Below are 21,198 nucleotides of genomic sequence, written 5' to 3' on the forward strand. Positions count from 1 at the left end.
ACAATGAAAGCGTTAACAAAAAAGGAAGGTGAAACAAATGCTTCTCATGAGGAGGAAATGCAGATGAGTCTTCTGAGGGAGGCTTGGCCTGCTTCGCGGCTCGTTAAGGCGCTGGCTGGCGGCATGCAGGATTCAGCAAGGCAACGGTTAAGGAGTAATTGGACAAAAAGGCTACGGACGACTGTCTCTGAGCCGATATACGCCGAGCTTTGGATGGATATTGAGCGTGTCTGTAAAGATAATCGGGAAACATCATGGCCTGAACTGCCGTTGTCTCTGTTTCGGCAATTTGCTAATACAGGAGAGCGCAAGCCGTATGAGGATGTGTACTTTGAACGGCGTGGACGACTGGTTGCTATAGTGCTGGAAGCTGTTGTCAAGCCGGAGCCTCGAAAGATGAAAGAGGTGGAAAGCGGTCTGCTGGACATATGCAGTGAGTACACATGGGCGCTTCCTGCACATGTCAATGAAGAGGACACCGTAACACCGCCTTGGCAGCAGGTGGATTTATTCGCGTCCGAAACAGCACAAACGCTGGTTGAAATTTTATTGCTGCTAGGAGAACAACTGGCTAGCCATGTGGTCGCTCAGGTGCACGAAGAGATCGAACGTCGTGTACTGGAACCTGTTTTTTGGAAGCCTCGTCATTTTGGATGGGAAACCGCAGATCATAACTGGTCGGCAGTATGTGCTTCCGGTTGCGGAATTGTAGCACTGCTGCTAGTAGAAGATGACTTTTCCAGAGCGGTAGCCATCGAGAGTATGCTGGGCGTGCTGGATTGTTTTTTGGCAGGCTATAGTGAGGACGGGGGATGCCCCGAAGGCGTAGGATACTGGGTGTACGGCTTTGGTTATTTCATTTATTTTGCCGATATGCTGCGTGAGTTTACCGAGGGAGCTGTGGATATTCTGAACTCGAAAAAGGTTAGGCAAATTGCAGCCTTTGGGGAGCGGGTTCATCTGTCGAATGGAATTTTCGCTAATTATTCGGACAGTAGTGAAACTGAACGATTGCCTTCCGGACTCATCTCTCAGTTGAATTCATTGCAAGAACGACCATCTACACTCCCTTTCCGCGTACCTGGTCTGTTGGAAGATCCCTGTCGCCGCTGGGCTCATGTATTGCGTAACCTGGTTTGGACGAATTCTTTGGCATTTGGAAGCGGTGAAACCGTTGCCAATTATTTGCCGCAACTCGGTTGGCTGATGTGCCGCAGCCGCAGTTCCAGCCATAGTGGACCCAGAAGCCAAAAGGGTGAACCAGGTGTCATGCTTGCTTTTTCAGCGAAGGCTGGGCATAACAATGAACCGCACAATCATAACGATCTTGGACATTTCATCCTTCATGGCGGTGGCGAAAATCTATTGTGTGATCTGGGAGCAGGCTTGTACACGAAAGCCTATTTTTCACCGGGACGAGAGTCGATTATTAATATCTCCTCTAGTGGTCATTCTGTGCCTGTCATCAATGGGACTATGCAGCAATCGGGCGCAAAGGCAAAGGCGGTTGTGCTGGATATTGCTTTGGATGAGCAGGAGGAGGTACAGACGGGCACAAGGCTTAAGCTTGACTTGACATCTGCTTATCCCGTAGAAGAATTGGCGGTCTTCACCCGCTCCTTTATATGGAATGTGCTGGAGGGAAACGAGGGGGCAAGGCTTACCGTCACCGATCACTTTGAGTTTGAAACGTCTGGCGTGAGCATGAAGTCATGGAATGTGGAGGAGTTTTTCATCAGCTGTATTCAGCCTAATCTGGGAACAGGCTTCGTAGAATGGAAGGGAGCGAACGCAGTCGTCAGGCTAGATTATGATGCCGGCGTGCTGCGGTCGGGGTTGGAGGCTGTGAAGCACATAGATCATGACGGAGCTCCCTTTGTGTTTTATAAAACATCGCTGCAACTAGACTCCAATCACTGGAGCGATTCTGCAAGCGTAGATTGCAATCTGTTTTTTACCATACATTAATTTTCATTTTGAATGGGAGGCAGACAGGATGAATAAGCTGCAGACAGGCAGCGTGTACCCTTGGCAGACGGAGTTGGAGAGATTTATAGAACAGGTGGAAAGCGCGCCAAATCGAGTGAATGACGGATGGACTCACCAACGTAAGCTGGCCGTGCTGGAAAAGCTGGTTCGCGCATATGCCCTGCATCAGGATGATACCGGAGCTATCATTGACCCCCATTCTGAAAGTGAACGGTACTACTCCACCCCGTCCTATGCGTTGGCAGCGGCGGTGTTGGTCAAAGAAGGCCGGCATGATTTACTGGAATCTGCTGCTGCGGCCTTGACGCATAGCATAGCTTGTGTAGTGGAGGAAAAAGCTCCAGATCACCACCCAGACTTTTTTCCAATTATGATGATGGGCGCGTATCGGCTCCTTAAAAATCTGGTGCCAGAGCAAGCCCCGGCTTGGAAACAGCAACTGAGCAGGATTCAGCCGGAGCAGACCTACATTTTTACGATGAGCAAAATGAAAAATCCGAACCGGATGATCAACTGGAATGCGATTATGATTTCCGGCGAGTTTTTGCGTGCAGCGGAAGGAATTGCAGCCGATTCGGAATGGATGGAGACGTATATCCGCAGCTACCACCTGCCTCGTTTTACCGGCTTGGGCCTGTACCAGGATGGACCGCTGGATCGGCCCAATAGTCCATTTGCCTACGATATCGTTACACGTTTTCATTTGGGCGTAATGCTGGAGAACGGATATGATGGCAGCTGCGCACTCGAACTGCGTGACCACCTTCGCAGGGGAGCGCTCAGCACATTGCTGGCGCTATCCCCGCACGGGGAAATTCCGCCGCGTGGAAGAAGCGCGCAGCATCAGTGGAACGAAGCGGCCGCGGCCTTTGTCTTTACAACACATGCTCAGCAGGCTTTTACAGCAGGAGAGCATGGGCTCGCAGGTGCGTTCCGACGGGCAGCAGATCTATGCTGGCAAGCGATTAGCCGCTGGCAGGCCGATGACGGCAAGCTGCATATCGTCCGCAACCATTATTCGTCCGAGGCACGGCATGGCTTTGAGGTGTACTCGAATCATACCTGCTACAGTCTGTGGACGGCGGCTGTGCTGGCCCACACCCTTCTACATGGTGAGGAGATGGATCGCATTTCCCCAACCTTCATCCCGGCGGAGATCGGCAGCCGGGTGTTGGCAACGGACGGTTGGTTCCAGACTGTCATTGCAGCCGTAGAGGGGCAGCAAATGCTTGTGCAAACATCGGTCAACGATCCGTACAATGTTCCGGGCATCGTGCGAATTCAGCAGTCTGCGTTGCCGTCGCTGATCGGTCCGTCCTCAGCAGGTCATGCAGACCGTGGCTTTACAGGCTTCGCGGAGGGAGATATTTTCCCGCTAAGCTATACCCCGGCCTGGCAAACGGAGGACGGAAAGTGGCACAGCTTGTCGGAAGGTATTCCCGGTACGCTGGAGTTCGACCGGGATGGAGGGATTGACCCGCAGGATGGTGGAGGAACCGTACAGATGGAACAAAGCTTAGCGTCTGACGGAGCAACGGATTTTACACTCCTGTGGGAAGGCCCGTTCCCGGGAGTGAGGGAAATCCGAACGCATTATCGTCAGGTACCCGGCAAAATTGAAGTGGCGTATGAGCTTCAAGGCAATATTCAGAATGTAGGGGCGCTTATTCCCTTAATGGCGTATGACGGTCGGGAGCGCAGCGTTATTCATCATGTCATGTCAGCCGGGGAAGAAACGGAAAGCATTCGAGTAGAATACGCAGGTGCAAGCCTCGAAGTCATCCCGACGACGGAAGGAACGAGCGTGGTATGGCCGGAAGAATTAGCTTCTGTGGCCTGTCGGAATGGTTTACTTAAGGGAGCGCGTCTGGAATGTGAAGGCAACCGCATTTCCTTTATCATTCGGTTACCTGAATAAATAGCGCTGGAGCCATAAATATGGTTTAACATGTGGAAAAAGGAGAGGGAAAAGAAATGACAAAAGCAGAAGCATGGCTGGAGCAATCGTGGGAGCTGGCTTTGGATAAGACGCTTGCCTTGGCGGCAAGACTGGGAGACGCTTTTCCACATGTTGCTGAGGGTGGACGTTATGATAATCGTGAAGAAGCGTGGTGGACAGCAGGTTTTTATCCGGGGCTGCTATGGCTAGTCAATCGGGCGCGTCCTGACAGTGTGGCTGCCGGGATTGCACAGCGGTGCGAGGGTCGTTTGGAAAAAATACTCTATAATAGCGAAGCTGTAGACCATGATCTTGGCTTTATTTGGCTGCTCAGCGGTGTGGCCGCCCATCGGCTGACCGGAGATTCAGAGTCCAGAAGACGTGGGTTGTTGGCTGCCAATCTGCTGGCTGCCCGTTTTAACGTGAATGGCCGTTTTATTCGCGCGTGGAACTTTCCCTCGAAGGGCATGGATACACGGGGCGTTGCGATTATAGACAGTATGATGAATCTACCCTTGCTTTATTGGGCTTCGGAGGAAAGTGAAGATCCGCGTTTTGCCGCTCTCGCTGTGCAGCATGCAGATACCATAGCACGTGAATTTGTCCGTTCGGACGGCTCTATCGCACATGTGGTCGAATTCGATCCGGAGATTGGAAAAAAGGTCGCCGAGCATGGCGGACAGGGATTTGCTTCCGGTTCTGCCTGGGCACGCGGCACGGCTTGGGCTTTGTATGGTTTTACGCTTTCGTACGGGTACACGCGCGATTCGCGTTATTTGAAGGTGGCTGAGAACACGGCTGATTTTTTTCTATCCCAGCTGGGTGATGCTTGCCTGCCTGTGTGGGATTTTAGAGCAGAGGAAGAGCACCGCGGGGCATGGGATTCATCGGCTGCGGCAATTGCGGCCAGTGGTTTGCTGGAGCTAGCAAAATATTCGGCGCGTGCGGAGCATTTTACAGAAGCAGCAGAATCTATCCTCGAGGGCTTGCATCATACGTGTACAGCGTGGGGCGAGGAGCATGAGGGATTGCTGTTGAACGGAACCGTACATTATCCTGAGCAAAAATACATCAACGTTCCCATTATCTATGGCGATTATTTCTTTGTCGAGGCATTGGCAAAGCTGCGCGGTGAAGAAGGTTTGTTTAGTGTTGAATGCAAAAAAATATAGTGTATAAGCGTGCAAGAACGAACTCATTTTTAATCGTCCTATAATTTGTCAGATTTACGGAATGAATTGTGAGACAGCGTGTGTGTAATTTCATTTACATATACGCTGTTTTTTTATGCATGAAAAGGCTGGATTTATTTCGATGCCAAAGTACTACTTATGGGTAGTTAAGAGATCATAGCTGCGCTTGTTTTGTACCCAATCCAAGAAAAATCATTGTATATAAGCTCTTAATTCCTATGAAAATTTTCATTTTGATGCATGGAAATAGGTCCTTTTACTTGTTTAAGAGCATTTGCTCGTAAATTGACAATATAGGTGGGTAACCGTATGATATCTTCTTGGATAAAGGGATAAACTGGATTTTAAATCTCATTTGCAAAAGGAGTTATACATATCATGACAGCAACAAGTGATAGTACAAAAAGAATATACGGAGGATTTTGGATAAGAACAGCAGCGTTTTTGATTGATCTAATCATCATGACTTTATTAGTCATTTTAGTAGGGAGTATGCTTTCTATTACTCCAGACCTACTGGGCATAGAGGAGACTGGCTTCATATTAGAGTTTTTAATTTGGATGCCGCTGATTTTTTGGCTCGTGCTACCATGGCTGTATTGTGGTTTATGGGAATCATCGAAAGTACAGGCTACACCGGGTAAGCTTGCGTTCTCTTTAGTTGTCGTGGACAAGGAAGGAAAACGCCTTGGATTTTTACACGCCTCAGGACGTTATTGGATTAAGGCTATTTCTTTTGTAATTGCTCATATTATTTATATTGTGGTTGCTTTTACTGCCAAAAAACAGGGACTCCACGATCTTTGTGCCAACACCTTTGTTGTACATAAAAAAGAATTGCAGCGATATGACCAGCAATCGTCTTTTCTGTAAGTATTAGAGGAGATCACCAAAGCTTCTGTTTAATGAATATTCTTCAATTAACAAGAAACCAGCTAATGCTTGCAATACATTAGGTGGTTATTTGTTTTTTCATTTTGTTATGGTGTTTTACTTTTTTTGTAAGGAAAGAAAGACATTTTTCATTTATAAAATAACGATACTACGGTGGTGTGCAGCGTAGTGGAGGATTTGAATATGGAGAAGCGTAGCGTTCGCCTTTGCCATGGGATTCTTACCTTTTAAAGGTTTATGAAAATCTGAGAATCCCGGGGTAACAGCGATTGTAGGATCAAATGCTACACGTAGCGTCTCATTAAGACGAAAGTATGTCCCTTTATTTTAAAGGGATTCTTATAGCGAAATAAAAAATGTAAGCTGTTCTTACAGTTTTCATGTTCTTTTTAGCTTGTTTTGCGTTATAATGAAAGGATGCACATTATGAACGAATTGGAGGCACAGCCCGATTGACTACTTACCCTTTTGCCTTTGATCCGTCCAAGCCGTTTATTGAGCAGGCAAGTGACTGGATTGCGGATGTATTTTATGAAGTTTTGCCTGAAGTCGGCTTTGAGGTTCGGGATGAACAAATTTATATGGCATTCCAGCTAGAACGTGCCTATAAGGAGAAAAAGACCATTTTTGCAGAAGCAGGTGTGGGTACTGGTAAAACGCTCGTATACCTGCTGTACGCTATTGCATATGCCCGATACATGAGAAAACCGGCGATTATCGCCTGTGCGGACGAATCGTTAATTGAACAATTGGTAAAGCCGGAAGGGGATATTGCCAAGCTGGCACAGCATTTGAATCTGACGATTGATGCCAGATTGGGGAAGTCGCCGGATCAGTATATTTGTCTGAATAAGCTGGATGAGGTGCGAGGCGGACTGGATGAGGACGCAGATGTTTTCCGTGATATTTATCAGGAACTACCGGATTTTGTTCATTTTCCAGATACGTTACAATCCTTTACTCCTTACGGGAACCGAAAGGAATATCCCGAGCTAACAGATGGACAGTGGAGCAGACTCGGATGGGATGTATTTCAAGACTGTCTCGTTTGCCATCAGCGCCATCGTTGCGGTCAGACGTTATCTCGTGATCATTACCGTAAAGCGGCAGATCTGGTCATCTGCTCTCATGACTTTTATATGGAGCATGTATGGACCTACGAAGCGAGAAAGCGCGAGGGTCAGCTGCCGTTGCTGCCGGAGCACAGCTCTGTTGTCTTTGACGAAGGGCATTTGCTGGAGACAGCGGCACAAAATGCGCTTACCTACAAGCTTAAGCACGCTCAGTTTGAATCTATAATTACCCGATTGCTGGAGGGAGAAGTACGGGAATCTTTGGCAATGACGATCGAAGATGCGATCTCCCAAAGTGAGGCTTTGTTCGCTGCGCTTGATAAGAACAGTCAGCCTGTACAGGGTTCTAATCGCAAGGAGTTCATTCTGAATGAGTCACTGATTCGAGAGGTAAACCGCTTTGGTGAACTGATCGGCACGATCGAAGAAGAGCTTGTATTTGAAAGCGGGCTATTCTCTTTGGATGAGTATCAAGTCAAAATTGTGGAAGAACATTTGGAAATGATTCAAACCGCGTTGGCTTTGTTTAAGCGTCCTGAACTTCTCATTTCGTGGGTGATGGAGGATCAGGATGGATTAACGCTTGTGGTTATGCCGAAGATGGTAAAAGAGATTCTCAAAGAACGAGTATTTGCGCAGCATATACCGATCGTATTCTCTTCAGCTACACTTTCCGTAGAGAGCTCTTTTGACTATATGGCGCAGAGTCTCGGTATTGAAAATCCGCTAATGTTTTCTGTTGCTTCACCTTATGACTACAGCGATCAGATGCAAGCTGCCCTGTACCCGTTGCAAGCGGGGGATGATCCAATCGCGAGAGCACTGGCACTGCTGGAGAAATCACAGGGAAGAGCGCTTATCCTGTTTCCTTCACAGGAAGAACTGGCTGCATTCCAGACGGGTCTCGTTGCCTACCCGGAGGCGTCTGCTTATCGTTTTCTGTACGAAGGTTCGGCTGAAATCAGCCATCTGATCTCAGCTTTTCAGAATGATGAGGAAAGTGTGTTGTGCGCTGTTACATTATGGGAAGGATTGGATATTCCTGGACCTTCTCTGTCGCACGTCATTATCTGGTCACTGCCATTTCCTCCGAATGATCCGGTTTTTACGGCTCTGCGCAAGGATGCAGCAGATCCGTTTATTCAGATAGATATGCCTCACATGGCACTTAGACTCAGACAAGGCATAGGGCGTTTAATTCGCTCGCGTAATGATCGGGGCTGGATATCCATCATGGGCCAGGATTTGAGTCGTCAAGAAGTACGTACACAAGTTGAACAACTACTGCCTGCGGGCGTAGAATGCACCGTAATTGAAGGAAACCCGGGGGGAATAAAAACATGTTGAACTTTACAACGTACACAGTAGATCAGATTAAAGATGCTTTTGGTATTTTGACTGGACAGCGTTATGAATTTATCATTGATGTAGAGGTAGAGGAGGACGACGAGCTATACACTGAAAACGGACTGTATATCCGTTGTCTTTATTTAGTAGACGAAGAAAAGACGGGACTGCTAAAGTATGAATTAATTGAAAAAGTAACGAATCGTTACATTGATCTTGAACTTGAAGATGATGAGTTGCAAGCTGTTGAGACCTTCTGTAAAGAACATGTACAGGATGAAACAGTGAAGTAATAGTATAGAACACTTAGCTAGCAAAGCTGGTATATAGCTAACATATAATGAAGATATCAAGGAGTCCTGACATGATCAGGCTCCTTATTTTTATGGCCATTGAAGAGAACTTATTTGCTTTAGCGCAGTCTATCCCACACATTCACCATAAACAGCATAGTCCCCCCCGCGAGTAACACCCATCCTATGACGATCCAAACTCCAGCCTCTGGAACTTTGTAATTTTCACCTATAATCGCCAATATCAACACGGGCAGACCGATATTGTGCATCCAAAAATGGATATGTGCCAAAATAGTAACTGAAAGTGCAGGAAAGGTCACATAGATCAGACCTATTATTCCAAGTGCCATCCAACCCAACAAATGGGTATGAGACTGAACATTGGATAGGCTGTGATCACCCGACACGCCAATAATTACACTAAGCAGCACACTAAGAGCAAAATATACGGCAGCTATCTTCAGAAATTGCTTTCCCATATATGAACTCCTCCTTATGTTGCACAAGGACATTTTGTGACATCTTCTCTATCATATCGAGCAAGTAGGCAGGGGGTGTGGGTATTGTGACTGGTCCATTTGACAAAAGCTTCAAATACACATAAAATCTTATTGCATCAATACTTACCGTATTACTGTGTTTTCTCGGAGATGATAGCGAACTTCTCCGACAATAGGCGTTAATTTTTGACCATTGGTTTATTTTGGATTCGCCATTAAAAGGAGCTTGAAATTATGAATGTATATCAAAATACCCTTGAACTCATCGGACGCACGCCATTAGTGGAGCTGAACAGCTATTCTCTACCGAGAGGAATTCGCCTGTTTGCGAAGCTGGAGTTTATGAATCCCGGCGGCAGCGTTAAGGATCGGGTGGGGAAGGCTCTAATTGAAAAAGCATTAAAAACAGGTCAGCTGAAGCCAGGGGGGACATTAATTGAAGCAACAGCAGGCAACGCAGGTATTGGTCTTGCGATGGCAGCGCTTCATTATAATATCTCGGTTATTTTTGCTGTGCCTGAGAAGTTCAGCCAAGAGAAGCAGGACCTGATGAAGGCATTGGGAGCACGCATCGTTCATACCCCGACAAGTGAGGGGATGAAAGGAGCTATCGAAAAAACAAAAGAATTAGCTGCTGAAATAAAAGATGCATACTTGCCACGGCAATTCAGTAATCCAGATAATCCCGAGGCATACTATACGACAATGGGACCTGAAATATGGAACGATCTGGACGGCAAAGTGGACGTATTTGTGGCAGGTGCAGGCTCGGGGGGAACGTTTATGGGAACCTCGCATTACCTTAAGGAACAAAATGCAGCCCTTAAAACGGTCATCGTGGAGCCAGAAGGGTCCATTTTGAATGGCGGCGAGTCAGGCCCACATAAAACGGAAGGAATTGGCATGGAATTAATCCCTGAATTTGTGGATAAAGGATATTTCAATGCCATTCACACCATTAGCGATGTCGATGCTTTTGACCGTGTCAAGGAACTGGCTGCACGTGAAGGTCTTCTTGTTGGCAGTTCTTCAGGGTCTGCTTTACATGCCGCTTTACTGGAAGCAGAAAATGCACCGGATGGCGCACATATTGTTACCATTTTCCCGGATAGCAGCGAACGTTATCTGAGCAAAAAAATATATGAAGGCGGGATATAAAATGAAACGCAAAACAAAACTGATTCACGGTGGGCTTCCTACCGATCCCCATACAGGCGCGGTTAACGTTCCTATTTATCAGGTAAGCACTTATGAGCAAGAGGAAATTGGCGTCCATAAGGGATACGAATATTCGCGTACAGGCAATCCGACCCGGTTTGCTCTGGAGGAGCTGATCAAGGATCTGGAAGAAGGAAAGCGTGGTTTTGCTTTCGGTTCGGGTATGGCAGCCATTCATGCGGTATTTTCACTGTTTAACGCAGGGGATCATATTTTGCTGACCGATGATGTATACGGAGGCACCTACCGTATTGTAAGCAAAGTGCTCAGCCGTATCGGAATTGAATCCACATTTGTGGATACGACTGACCTGGAAGCCATCTCCAAAGCAATTCGTCCGAATACGAAGGCATTGTATGTCGAAACGCCAACGAACCCGCTTTTGAAGGTTACTGATATCCGTGCTGTTTCGGAGCTTGTAAAAAAACATGATCTTTTACTGATCGTCGACAACACATTTGCTACCCCTTATTGGCAGACGCCAATTACACTTGGGGCTGATATCGTCATTCACTCTGCTACCAAGTATTTGGGCGGCCACAGCGATGTTGTAGCCGGTCTGGCTGTTGTGAACAGCGACGAGCTGGGAGAGCAACTTCATTTTCTGCAAAACGCCATTGGTGCTATTCTCGGCCCGCAGGATTCTTGGTTATTGATCCGCGGTATTAAAACATTGGGTCTGCGTATGGAAGCGATTGAGCAAAATGCGAAGGAAATTGCAGCCTTTTTGGAAAAACATCCGAAGGTTAGCAAAGTGTACTACCCTGGACTGGAAAGCCATGCACAACATGAACTGTCCAAAACCCAGGCTGAAGGCTTTGGCGGCATCATTTCCTTTGATGTAGGTAGTGACGCTAACGCGGTTGCACTTCTGAAAAAGGTAAAATATTTTACACTAGCTGAAAGCTTGGGAGCGGTTGAAAGTCTGATTAGTGTTCCGGCACGTATGACGCACGCCTCTATTCCGGTAGAACGTCGTGCAGAGTTAGGCATTACCGAAGGTTTGGTGCGGATTTCGGTTGGGATCGAAGATCTGGAAGATTTGATCGAAGACTTACAGGCAGCATTGTAAGAAAATAAGTGTAATGATCAAGAGAGGTAGCTGAGGCTGCCTCTTTTTTTTGTTTTTTTATCATAGCTACTTTTTTGAGAAGAACAGAGGAGTACGTAGATGTAATAACGAATAGTTTTATATAGTTCAATTGAATGTTAAACGGGATATAACCGCGACTACGTCTCTGAGGAAACAAAAACCTGGAGGGGGAATGTTATGAGGTTCACACATCTGGAAAAAGCAACAACTGTGCTGTCGGATCATCCGGTACGTCTGAGGTCTGCTTATGCAGTCGGTCCGGTCATGCTCCCGGAAAATTGTGGTGTGGGCAGGGAATGGTCCAATTATTTTGCCCATGAGGATTGGAATTTGGAAAAGGCTTGTGGTGAAGAAGGAATAGAGCTTTCAGCCGGAGGAAAGGCAGCGTGCCGATTACTGACCGAGCTAGACCCTCGGACTGCGGAACTGAATCTAGGTGTTTTTCCGCCTTTGGCCGAACAAGAAAGGCTTTTGCTGGTTTCAAATCTTCGTTGTATGGTTGCACAGGAAGTGATTTTCAGACCCTTTGAAGGAACGGGACAAATTTGGATAGATGGCACACTGGTATATGCGGAATCCGGTCCTTTTCGCTTGTATCTGGAGGAAGGCGATCACACGGTAGTTATCATTGCTGCGTTTATTCCTGAGGAGGCCCGCTCTATTCGTATCAGTGGAAATCAGGTATGCGACGAACCAGATGTGGCAGAACTGCATCGTGAATTTGTAGAGCGTAATATACGTTTTCATATGGCATGGCTAGAGGTTGAGAAAAGTGCTGGCAGGGAGGGTGAAGACAGCCCGATCTTATTTTATTTACTGCGTAAGGATCGGATAGATCTTCCCTTAGATCAAACGTTATGGGTCGAGGTAACGAATGATGAAGGCATAAAGCTGGATCGCTTTCCAGCACATTGGGAGCAGGAGCAAAGCTATGACTGGGATCAGGAAAAGGCCAGGAATACGGGAATGCTGCACTTCACCGTTACATATCGGGATCATGAGGCTGTGGAGCATCATTTTGTGTATTCGGCACTTGTGCGGCCTTTGTCAGTCGTCGTGGAGGGCTTGCAGGAAGAGTATGACCGGTACATTCAAGCCCGCGCTATAGATATTCTTCCTTCTACGCAGAAAATACAAATAGAGGGCCTGCTTGAAGAATTAAAAAGGTTAACGGATTTGCCGGAAGATCCTTTTGAAATCTGGGATTATCGGATTGTGCGTGAATACATCAAGCTATTAAAACAGATCTTCACAAATGGACATACCGAACAGTCACAGTCCCCATCCTTACTTCAAGAAGAACACATTTTTTTGTCTAATGACGGAATTGGGGAAGGATTTTTTGTCTCCCGTTTGGACAATAGTTTGCAACGCTATACCATTCAGCTTCCCAGAAGCTACTCGACTGACCGACAGTATCCTCTGATCGTCCTGATGCCAGGCAAGCGATATGAGCTGGGTTTGCCGGATTTTCAGAATCGAGGTTTTGGGCAAGGCTGGGAAGAGGAAGCTATATTTGTTACTTTTTCATGTCGTGGTGTAACGTTGGGTAGTTATATTGGAGAAGCTGCTTTTTTGGAGGCGCTGGATGTCATACTGCAAGCATACCGAGTGGACGAAGAGCGGATCTATCTGACGGGTTATTCGAACGGAGCATATGCGGCCTGGGCGATGGCACAGGCTTATCCTTCTCGGTTTGCGGCTATTGCGGTTATCTCTGGAGCGCCACATCCTAAGCATCTGATAAATCTGTTGAATATGCCAATATTGAATGTATGCGGAGATCAGGATTACTTATTTGCACAAGCATACACAGCCCCTGTAACAGAGCTCCTATCTGATCATTTTAGAGGTGTTGTAGAGCGGCAGTCTAATCACTGGGATACGCATGAGCTGAGACTTCTGGACGGCGTACTGGGTTGGCTTATGCAATGGAAAAGAGATGTCGTACCTCAGCGTATTGCCTATCGGACGGAACGGGGGAGACATAACCGGGCTTACTGGCTGGAACTGACGCGAATGGATGAAAATGAGGAATATGCCGAGTTGTACGGTGAAATGAGTGCCACAGGTGAGTTGGATATCGAGGCAGTTCACGCCGAAGAATTTATCATTCATCTTTCTCAAGAGGTCATGCCCTTGGAGCTGGCCCAGGTTCGTATCGGAGCCCGTATTTTCGTGTTGGACTTGCGGGAATACAGCCGCTTTCGCTTTGTTAAAACACAGTCACATAAACGCCCCTCACCTGAATACCGTTTGATTGCCGAACGGGAGGAAGAAAGCAGTGGATGCTTTACAAAAGAATTGAATGCCAAAATGAAAACGGTGGATTCGAAAAGCGTGGGAAGAAACGTTTTGAGCCACGGTATGGGTGTGATTGACGTTTATATGGATCGTCTTCACATTGTCCTTCCATCCAGCTATGCTACACCGGAGGAAGAGCAGGCGGTGAGACGGACGGCGAACGCCTTGGCTAGCCCACGAACAGCAACTTGGAATCCGTATATCGGTGTTCATTATCCCGTGGTGTCTTCTAATGATATTACGGAGGAAGCACTGGCTGATAGCAACGTGATTTGTATCACTTCGGGCTTGTCCAGACATGAGCTGCTTCAGAAGCACCAAGCCGATCTGCAAATTACATGTACGGAGGAAGGGTATACATTGGGCGACGACTTTACGGCAGGCGAGTATTGTCTGTCATATATTCAACCTAGCCCATGGTCTGCAACCCAGCAAATGCTTGTAGTAGCGACCAATTCACCCCGTATGCTGGGTAAAAACCTATTTATGCGCAGACTGATTATGCCAGGATACTTTAATGGCCTACACCCGTATTTGAATAAAGAGATTATTGTGTATGATAGCAAGGGAGTGCGTGCTTTTAACTTTACTTCCATTCGACATGCGCAGCAAAAACTGCAAGGCCAATAAAAAAGATAACAATGTTATAATAATCCATAATTAAAAAAACCGTCTGGAGGCACGTTGGCGATCCTGACGGTTTTTTGCTGGTTCATTGCAGTGATTTGTGATCGAGATGACGTCATATAAAGAAGGGTATTGTGGCAGCTTAGCTTTTATATTGCTCCATCAGGTATATGATCTTTACTTCATCGGCCAAATCTCCAAAGGGTTCTAACGGATTCTCTTGAATGATATGATATAAACGCTGGACTCGTTCCTTTGGCAGTTTGCGTACATATCTGGAAATGAAAGCGGCATGGGTGACTACGTAGCGCTTTTTACGGACAGCTGCACTGGCTACGCGGACGAGAATATCTTCGCCCCCTGCCAATTCCAGAATACGGCGCTCATAAAAGACTACGTATCGGAATGTCCGGTCCTTGATCAGCTCACGATTGAGTCTGGCAATCTCTCCGATATATCTGACCATAAGCGGCTCGAAGCTCTTGATCAGGAGGGGATCGAGCGTTAATTCCATGTCTTTGCGGAGAACGAAAGATTGCAGCAGGGCAACCTGCTGGAGCCTTATCCGATCATTGTGAATGAGTACAGCCATCTCACGCAGCATTTCATAGGAGACACGCTCACTGAGTTGCCGCAGGGCAACCGCGTTTTTATGATTAACGTTTAGTCCTTCCTGGATCTGCTCTATACGACCTCTGAACAGACGTATAAGCTGCCTACGCTGTTCATAAGGATAAATACCCTGCTGTAGAAGTACTAAGGGCAGCAGAAGAAGCGCACCGACGATACCGCACAAAAGCATTTGTTGCGGTGAGTGGCCGAAAAAGACAGTAGCGGCCAGCAATATGACACTGACAGCAAGGTCTTTACGAAAATAACGTTTGGCTCTGAGTCTGGCATATTGCTCTACAGGAACTAGTGTATCCCGACCACATGATGTGCATTTCTCTTCCCAAAGGGCAGTGAATTGTCCACAACGCTTGCAGACTCTTAGCTTTTGGAAGGCGTGCTCAGTGCGGGTAAATGGGCGAAATTGTACAGCTTGTTTGGAACTATTCATTGCGTTCACTTCTCCGGTTCAGCAGTGCTAGAAGCTCGGTGTCGATTTGTGTAATCGACGGGGCCCGTTTTTTATGTATATAGTAAATTAGTGATTTGATGGCGACAAAAAGAAACATAATCGCCAGACATCCGTATGAGATCATAGTGTACTTCCTCTTTCTACTTGGATTTTTACTTCAATATTTTACATGGGCGGGTTTCGCTACTGTCATTTTTGTCGTATAAAGGAGAAGGCTGGTGCCCGATTGCCCTTGTTGGGGTATAATTATATCATTACTGCAGGATATTGGTAAAATCACGCGGTATAACAGGCTTTTTGGTTGGTTTCAGACCATTCGGACAGTATTTTCAGCTGGCGCTCATGTAAAACTCATTATAATTTAATAGTAGGGGAGTACAACTGTAATTTAGAATGAGAATTAACTGGCAAAGGGGTACAAGCGATGTTTAGTAGAGACAGAAAATGGTTTTTGGTCATCGGAATCATATGTACAATGATCATGACCTCGATTTTGGCATGGCAGCCACAGATGGCGAATGCCGCTTCACCCTCTGCTTCTAAGGTGGATGCGGTGCTGGTCGTCGATGTAAGTAATTCGATGAACACCAGTGATCCTGGGAAAATTGGCAATGAAGCCATGAAAATGTTCATTGATATGCTGTCGACCCAAAATGACAAAGTCGGGATTGTAGCATATACGGATGTCGTACAGCGCGAGAAAGCCTTGCTTAATATTACATCCGAAGCGGATAAGCAGGAACTGAAGACGTTTATTGACGGACTGAACCGGGGGGCGTATACTGACACCTCCGTGGGTGTCAAGGAAGCGATCCGCATTTTGCAAGATGGTAAAACAGCTGGACATGCGCCTATGATCGTCATGCTGGCCGACGGTAACAACGATTTTAATAAGACGACAGGCAGAACCGAAAGCCAATCCGATCAGGATATGGCACAGGCTGTAGCCGAGGCTAAAAATAACGGCGTTCCAATCTACACCATCGGTTTGAATGCAGATGGAAAGCTGAATAAAAACAAGCTCGCCGACATAGCGCAGCAAACGGGCGGCAAATCTTTTATTACAAGCTCAGCGGATGACCTGCCGAACATTTTGAGTGAAATTTTCGCCAGCAATTTGAAGTTGAAAGTGGTGCCTTTGCAGTCCATTACGGCAAACGGCGACTATCAGGATGTAACGGTAACCGTACCGAACGATAGTGTGCTGGAGGCTAATATTTCGATCATGTCCTCAAAACCGGTGGATGCGCGATTGATAGACCCGTCGGGCAACACCAAGCCAATTCCTTCGAGCGATGTGCTGCTGTCCAAGTCCAAAAGCTACTCGCTGATTAAACTGCTTAAGCCTGTGGCTGGTGACTGGAAGCTCCAAGTCAAGGGAGTCCAGCAGGATCAGATTGATATTAATCTGGTGTTTAACTATGATTTGGAGCTGAAAATGGACGCACCGTCAGCCAAATCATACAAAAAAGGCGATGCAGTTCAAATTCGTTCCTACCTGACGAGCAATAGCCAGCAGCTCCAAGATCAGGAATTATATGCGAATATGAATGCTGTTCTGAAGGTCAAGGATCTGGATTCCGGTACAACGAATGAGGTGCCGTTAACCAATGCAGGGGATTCTTTTACCGGTTCCTATACGATTCCAGATGAGCATGACTACGAACTAACCGTTAGAGCAGAGGAGAAGAGCTTTTACCGTGAAACACAGCCTGTAACCATCAGTGCTAAAGCAGGGGCGACGAGCGGTACGAATACGGGCACGACGCAGCCAACAACACCTGCTGAAAAGTCCAAGCTAATGCCACTCATTCTTTTAGGTCTGGGACTGCTTGTTCTGCTGGTTGCCGCGTATTTCATCTGGAAGGCTGTCAAAAAGGCCAACCGTGGCTTTGTCGGTCAAATCGTACTGGAAATCCGGGATGAGAACACCGGCGAAAAAACGTATCCGCAATACAAGAAGCTGAACACCTTCCGAGGCAAATTTAATCTGCACCAGTTGCTGCAACTGGCACCGGAATTTGCTGCAACCGACAAGGTCGTGTTCACACCAGCCAATCAGGATCGTATTATTGTGCGAAGTACCCCTGAGATTACGATTGAAAAATCCGGACGGGCTGTAGACACAGGCAACGGTCTCGAACTCAAAAACGGTGATCGTCTGACGATCCCGTTAGCCAGTGTGGACAAAACCATTTTACTGGAGTTTATTTCAGTAAACAGCTAAACGAACCCTTAGGAGGTCATATCTATGAAACCAGTAGTTAGAGAGCATATCCAACAATTAGACGTATCACTCGGCGGAGGGATCGTAAGCGATAAGATCAGAGTTGATACAATTGATAATCCTATTTTAATTATCGGACTCGGAGGTACGGGGATTGATGCCCTTCTCCGCTTGAAATATCAAATTAACCGTAGATTCAAGCTTCCAGCAGATCCGATTTCCAAGAAAAAGAGCGATAAACCGGACAATGTGGAATTTCTCGCTTTTGAAACGAATGAACAAGATCGCAACAAAAAATACAAGGGGATTGGTTTGGACCCCATCAATGAGTTTGTACTGCTATCCAATGCGGAAATCGGCGGATTGCTGCAAAACCGCAGCATTCTTGAGCCGTACATTACCGATTGGCTGTCTCCCGAACTAAGCATTACCGATGGTATGAACGGTGCGGCAGGGGTGCGGCAGGCAGGACGATTGCTGCTGTTCACCAAAATCAATCAGGTCGTACAAAGCATTGACAAAAAAATCAAAACCCTGTCTGAAGGCACCAACAAGAAGCTTATGGTGTTTCTGCTGTCCGGTTTGTCCGGCGGTACAGGAAGCGGTACCTTCCTCGATATCTCATATATCGTCCGAGGAATTATTGAACGCGACTATGGCTCTGCAGGCGTAGACCGTGTAAATACATTAGGTTATCTGTTTACACCGGATATTAATTTGGCGAACAAAAGCCTGAGCGAGCATACCCGTGAATATATTAAAAAGAACGGCTATGCTGCACTGAAAGAACTGGACTATTGGATGAATGTAGATAGCCGTGGTGAGCGCTTTAAGCAGCAGTACGGCAACATTTTGACCGTGAACTCGCCGCTTCCACCGTTTAATCTGTGCCATCTCATTTCGGCCACGAATACGGAAGGCAAGCTGTTGGAAAATGCTTATGATTACTGCATGAATGTCACCGCTGAGAACATCACTAACTTTATGGCGAGTGAGGAAAAACAGTCGGGCGAAGAGTTTGCCATTCATGACTATATCAGCAATATCCGTACCAACATCGCACAAATGAATAAGGCGTATCCGGCAAACTACGATTACAATATTATCGGGGCTTCCTCGGCGGTACTGCCAATGGAGGAAATGACGACATATCTGGCCTATCGAATGTTTGGCAAAATGTCCAAAATGTTCGATCAATCGCCAAATCAAGAGGATGTAGAGAAGTTTGCTCGCAAGCTGGGCGTGGATCTGGATAGCATGATCAAAAACTTTGAATCCCGTGTACCTGAGCCGCTTCCGGGCTTTGAAAACAGTGAACGGTTAAGTTATAGCAATGTCGTTAAAATGCAAGTGGTCAATATGGACACCGAGCTGGAGCAAACGTTCCTGACGCGTGCCCGCGAAGAGTATATCAAAGCGAAGAAACAGCTTCCTGGCGAAATTACAGGACAGTTTACGGACCAAATCCGCCGGATGTTTTTGCATCCTGAGCAAGGGCCGTTTTATGTATCCCGCATGATTTATACTGAAAAAGGATTTAGCTTGCTGAAAATGCTGCTTTCATATGTTGAGACGTTGCGTGAATCATTGCACCGTATTCCAACGGACATTGAATGGGCGCGTGAGCAGGCGAACGAAAAGCTGGGCGATGCCAAGAGCGCGTTTGTGTCCAAGGATAAAAAGAAAAATGCGTACATTGAAGCGAAGATTAATGAATATTGGTTGCGGGCTGATGTGGAACGTACAGAGCAGCTCATTGAATTTTATGAAGACCTGTATAACTTGTTAAACAAGGAAAATAGCCGCATTTATAATGTATTTACTGAAATTTTGAACGCGCTGAGCGCAATTTTCGAGAAGAATGGCGATCTGCTGATTAACGGCGAGGAACAGTCCGATCACAAAGGTAACAAAACGTACTATTGGAATCTGGTAAGTGTACCGGATATTTCTGAAGTTGTGACCAAGCTGCTGGATAACCGCAACGGTGATGATTTGATTCGTGATTTTGCCCAAGAATTGCTCGAAAATTCAGACCAATGGGTGAAGGATCAGGATATGGACATCATCAGCTCAATCTCCAATTTCTTGACTGATAAGTTCGGTGATCTCATTACCCGTTCCATGGAAGATTTCCTCGTCATGAAATACGGGCAAGATGAAGCCATTGAAAAATTTGTGGAGCGCTACATTGCGAGCAAACTAGATGAGGAAGCTGTACCTGTGTTTCATCTGAGCAATAGCTCTGGCAACTTGTACTTCCCATCATGGGGATTCGTTTCAGTACCTGTACAGTCACCTAATATCCTGAAAGGCGTTCGCAATTATCAAAATAATGCAATTGGCAAATCACACTTTACTATTAAAGAGAGTGAAGTTCGTAACCGGATTTTCTGGCTCAATACGCGTAATGGTGTTCCTCTGTTTGTATATACGCCGCTCAAAGTGTATGAAGAAAGCTATGAAAAAACGATTCTTGACCGCGAAGGTATTGGCCGCCATCTGGTACAAACAGGTCAGAACAACTGGACTAATCTGCCGTCGCCGATTCCTGAAAAGTCATGGGGCGAAACTTACGTCAATTCGCGTGTGCAAGCTTACAATGCCCGCATTCGTAATGATTTTGACCGTGCCAAGTCACTTGGCGTGATTCGGGAAAAGGATGTCGATCAGAATACGAGCAGCCGCTTCACTGTAATCCGTTCACATGCGCTAGATCTGAATGCGATGCTGGCAGGCTACGATATGCGCTTGCAGGAATCCAAGCCGAATTTGGGTGAGGTGAAAAGAGCATGGTCTGAGTTGAAACGTCTGCTGGCTGAAGGGTTGGAGCAGGCCGGAAGCAAGGACATCTTTGGCAGCATCAATGAAGAGATGGCGAAGGAAAACCTGATCCGTTCACCAGAGTTAACACAGGTGGTTCGTGAAGAACTAGCGAAATATACACAAATTGAAGCGAAAGCAACTGAACTGGAAGCTTTGCTGGGCAAATATCAGGATGATGAAAAATGGCTGGATCAGTTCATTCAGGCTCTCTATACAGACACGATTACGAAAAAAGGCGCTTTGTACGTCTATGATCGTGACGAAGAGGAAGAGGCTTGGGAGCCGTTTGCCAATGTCATGAAGAGCCGTAATTATGTGGAGTTTGAAGTGTTTACAAACTTCCGTGGTTTGGATGAAAAGAAATTCGCAGCTCTAATGCGCAAGGCGGATCGCCGTGATGCTGTATTGACTTCGTCGGAGGATATTACACCACTGCTGTCGAAGCTGGATGAACTGGCTGCAACTTACACAGAGGCCCGCAATCAATTGGAATATGAAAAGGTGGAGCTGGCTAACGGAGCGGAACTATATGCATTTTATGCTCAAATGGCTGGAAAATTAAACGACATCCGCAGAAAGTTGAAATAAAGT

The 21,198-nt window shown here is 46.6% G+C and carries 13 protein-coding genes; 11 read left to right on the top strand and 2 right to left on the bottom strand.

Annotated elements, in window-relative coordinates; all coding sequences use genetic code 11:
- Positions 1–63 precede the first annotated feature (63 nt).
- The 6 genes from ACWGXJ_RS11170 to ACWGXJ_RS11195 all read left to right on the top strand — a co-directional run bounded on the left by ACWGXJ_RS11170 (position 64) and on the right by ACWGXJ_RS11195 (position 8,728).
- Positions 64–1,968 carry a heparinase II/III domain-containing protein gene (locus ACWGXJ_RS11170; protein ID WP_452566731.1) on the top strand — a complete coding sequence of 635 codons (1,905 nt, stop codon included), beginning with the start codon at positions 64–66 and terminating at the stop codon, positions 1,966–1,968.
- A 28-nt stretch (positions 1,969–1,996) separates the two neighbouring features.
- A complete protein-coding gene (locus ACWGXJ_RS11175) occupies positions 1,997–3,907 on the top strand; it encodes a glycosyl hydrolase (protein WP_452566732.1) in 1,911 nt (636 codons plus the stop codon).
- Between the two features lie 56 nt (positions 3,908–3,963).
- Positions 3,964–5,100: a glycoside hydrolase family 88 protein gene (locus tag ACWGXJ_RS11180; RefSeq protein ID WP_452566733.1), complete on the top strand. Its 1,137-nt coding sequence runs from the start codon at positions 3,964–3,966 to the stop codon at positions 5,098–5,100.
- Between the two features lie 399 nt (positions 5,101–5,499).
- Positions 5,500–5,994, top strand: a complete 495-nt coding sequence (locus tag ACWGXJ_RS11185) for an RDD family protein (RefSeq protein ID WP_322162014.1) — start codon at positions 5,500–5,502, stop codon at positions 5,992–5,994.
- Between the two features lie 473 nt (positions 5,995–6,467).
- A complete protein-coding gene (locus ACWGXJ_RS11190; protein ID WP_452566734.1) occupies positions 6,468–8,435 on the top strand; it encodes an ATP-dependent DNA helicase in 1,968 nt (655 codons plus the stop codon).
- Complete coding sequence (locus ACWGXJ_RS11195; protein ID WP_061831931.1) at positions 8,429–8,728, top strand: DUF6509 family protein; 300 nt, start codon at positions 8,429–8,431, stop codon at positions 8,726–8,728. The genes ACWGXJ_RS11190 and ACWGXJ_RS11195 overlap by 7 nt, the downstream gene beginning before the upstream one ends.
- A gap of 119 nt (positions 8,729–8,847) precedes the next feature.
- Here the strand turns inward: ACWGXJ_RS11195 and ACWGXJ_RS11200 are convergent, their stop codons facing one another.
- Positions 8,848–9,210: a hypothetical protein gene (locus ACWGXJ_RS11200; RefSeq protein ID WP_069291804.1), complete on the bottom strand. Its 363-nt coding sequence runs from the start codon at positions 9,208–9,210 to the stop codon at positions 8,848–8,850.
- A gap of 255 nt (positions 9,211–9,465) precedes the next feature.
- On the opposite strand from ACWGXJ_RS11200, the gene ACWGXJ_RS11205 reads away from it, so the two are divergent.
- The 3 genes from ACWGXJ_RS11205 to ACWGXJ_RS11215 all read left to right on the top strand — a co-directional run bounded on the left by ACWGXJ_RS11205 (position 9,466) and on the right by ACWGXJ_RS11215 (position 14,476).
- A complete protein-coding gene (locus tag ACWGXJ_RS11205; protein WP_452566735.1) occupies positions 9,466–10,389 on the top strand; it encodes a PLP-dependent cysteine synthase family protein in 924 nt (307 codons plus the stop codon).
- 1 nt (position 10,390) lies between these two features.
- A complete protein-coding gene (locus ACWGXJ_RS11210) occupies positions 10,391–11,521 on the top strand; it encodes a bifunctional cystathionine gamma-lyase/homocysteine desulfhydrase (RefSeq protein ID WP_069291805.1) in 1,131 nt (376 codons plus the stop codon).
- Positions 11,522–11,719: 198 nt separating this feature from the next.
- The gene (locus ACWGXJ_RS11215) at positions 11,720–14,476 is read left to right on the top strand and encodes a PHB depolymerase family esterase (RefSeq protein WP_452566736.1); all 2,757 of its coding nucleotides are present in this window, start codon (positions 11,720–11,722) and stop codon (positions 14,474–14,476) included.
- Positions 14,477–14,615: 139 nt separating this feature from the next.
- Here ACWGXJ_RS11215 and ACWGXJ_RS11220 read toward each other — a convergent pair whose 3' ends face one another.
- Positions 14,616–15,533 carry a hypothetical protein gene (locus ACWGXJ_RS11220; RefSeq protein WP_452566737.1) on the bottom strand — a complete coding sequence of 306 codons (918 nt, stop codon included), beginning with the start codon at positions 15,531–15,533 and terminating at the stop codon, positions 14,616–14,618.
- A gap of 445 nt (positions 15,534–15,978) precedes the next feature.
- Here ACWGXJ_RS11220 and ACWGXJ_RS11225 point away from each other — a divergent pair, with 445 nt between their 5' ends.
- The gene (locus ACWGXJ_RS11225; RefSeq protein ID WP_452566738.1) at positions 15,979–17,781 is read left to right on the top strand and encodes a vWA domain-containing protein; all 1,803 of its coding nucleotides are present in this window, start codon (positions 15,979–15,981) and stop codon (positions 17,779–17,781) included.
- A gap of 24 nt (positions 17,782–17,805) precedes the next feature.
- Positions 17,806–21,195: a tubulin-like doman-containing protein gene (locus ACWGXJ_RS11230; RefSeq protein WP_452566739.1), complete on the top strand. Its 3,390-nt coding sequence runs from the start codon at positions 17,806–17,808 to the stop codon at positions 21,193–21,195.
- Positions 21,196–21,198: the final 3 nt, after the last annotated feature.

The sequence above is a fragment of the Paenibacillus sp. S33 genome (assembly GCF_053615415.1).

Bases quoted from the DNA above. Each gene is read 5' to 3' on its own strand.
- ACWGXJ_RS11170 (WP_452566731.1), top strand. From the start codon at position 64: ATGAGTCTTCTGAGGGAGGCTTGGCCTGCTTCGCGGCTCGTTAAGGCG.
- ACWGXJ_RS11175 (WP_452566732.1), top strand. From the start codon at position 1,997: ATGAATAAGCTGCAGACAGGCAGCGTGTACCCTTGGCAGACGGAGTTG.
- ACWGXJ_RS11180 (WP_452566733.1), top strand. From the start codon at position 3,964: ATGACAAAAGCAGAAGCATGGCTGGAGCAATCGTGGGAGCTGGCTTTG.
- ACWGXJ_RS11185 (WP_322162014.1), top strand. From the start codon at position 5,500: ATGACAGCAACAAGTGATAGTACAAAAAGAATATACGGAGGATTTTGG.
- ACWGXJ_RS11195 (WP_061831931.1), top strand. From the start codon at position 8,429: ATGTTGAACTTTACAACGTACACAGTAGATCAGATTAAAGATGCTTTT.
- ACWGXJ_RS11200 (WP_069291804.1), bottom strand. From the start codon at position 9,210: ATGGGAAAGCAATTTCTGAAGATAGCTGCCGTATATTTTGCTCTTAGT.
- ACWGXJ_RS11205 (WP_452566735.1), top strand. From the start codon at position 9,466: ATGAATGTATATCAAAATACCCTTGAACTCATCGGACGCACGCCATTA.
- ACWGXJ_RS11210 (WP_069291805.1), top strand. From the start codon at position 10,391: ATGAAACGCAAAACAAAACTGATTCACGGTGGGCTTCCTACCGATCCC.
- ACWGXJ_RS11215 (WP_452566736.1), top strand. From the start codon at position 11,720: ATGAGGTTCACACATCTGGAAAAAGCAACAACTGTGCTGTCGGATCAT.
- ACWGXJ_RS11220 (WP_452566737.1), bottom strand. From the start codon at position 15,533: ATGAATAGTTCCAAACAAGCTGTACAATTTCGCCCATTTACCCGCACT.
- ACWGXJ_RS11225 (WP_452566738.1), top strand. From the start codon at position 15,979: ATGTTTAGTAGAGACAGAAAATGGTTTTTGGTCATCGGAATCATATGT.
- ACWGXJ_RS11230 (WP_452566739.1), top strand. From the start codon at position 17,806: ATGAAACCAGTAGTTAGAGAGCATATCCAACAATTAGACGTATCACTC.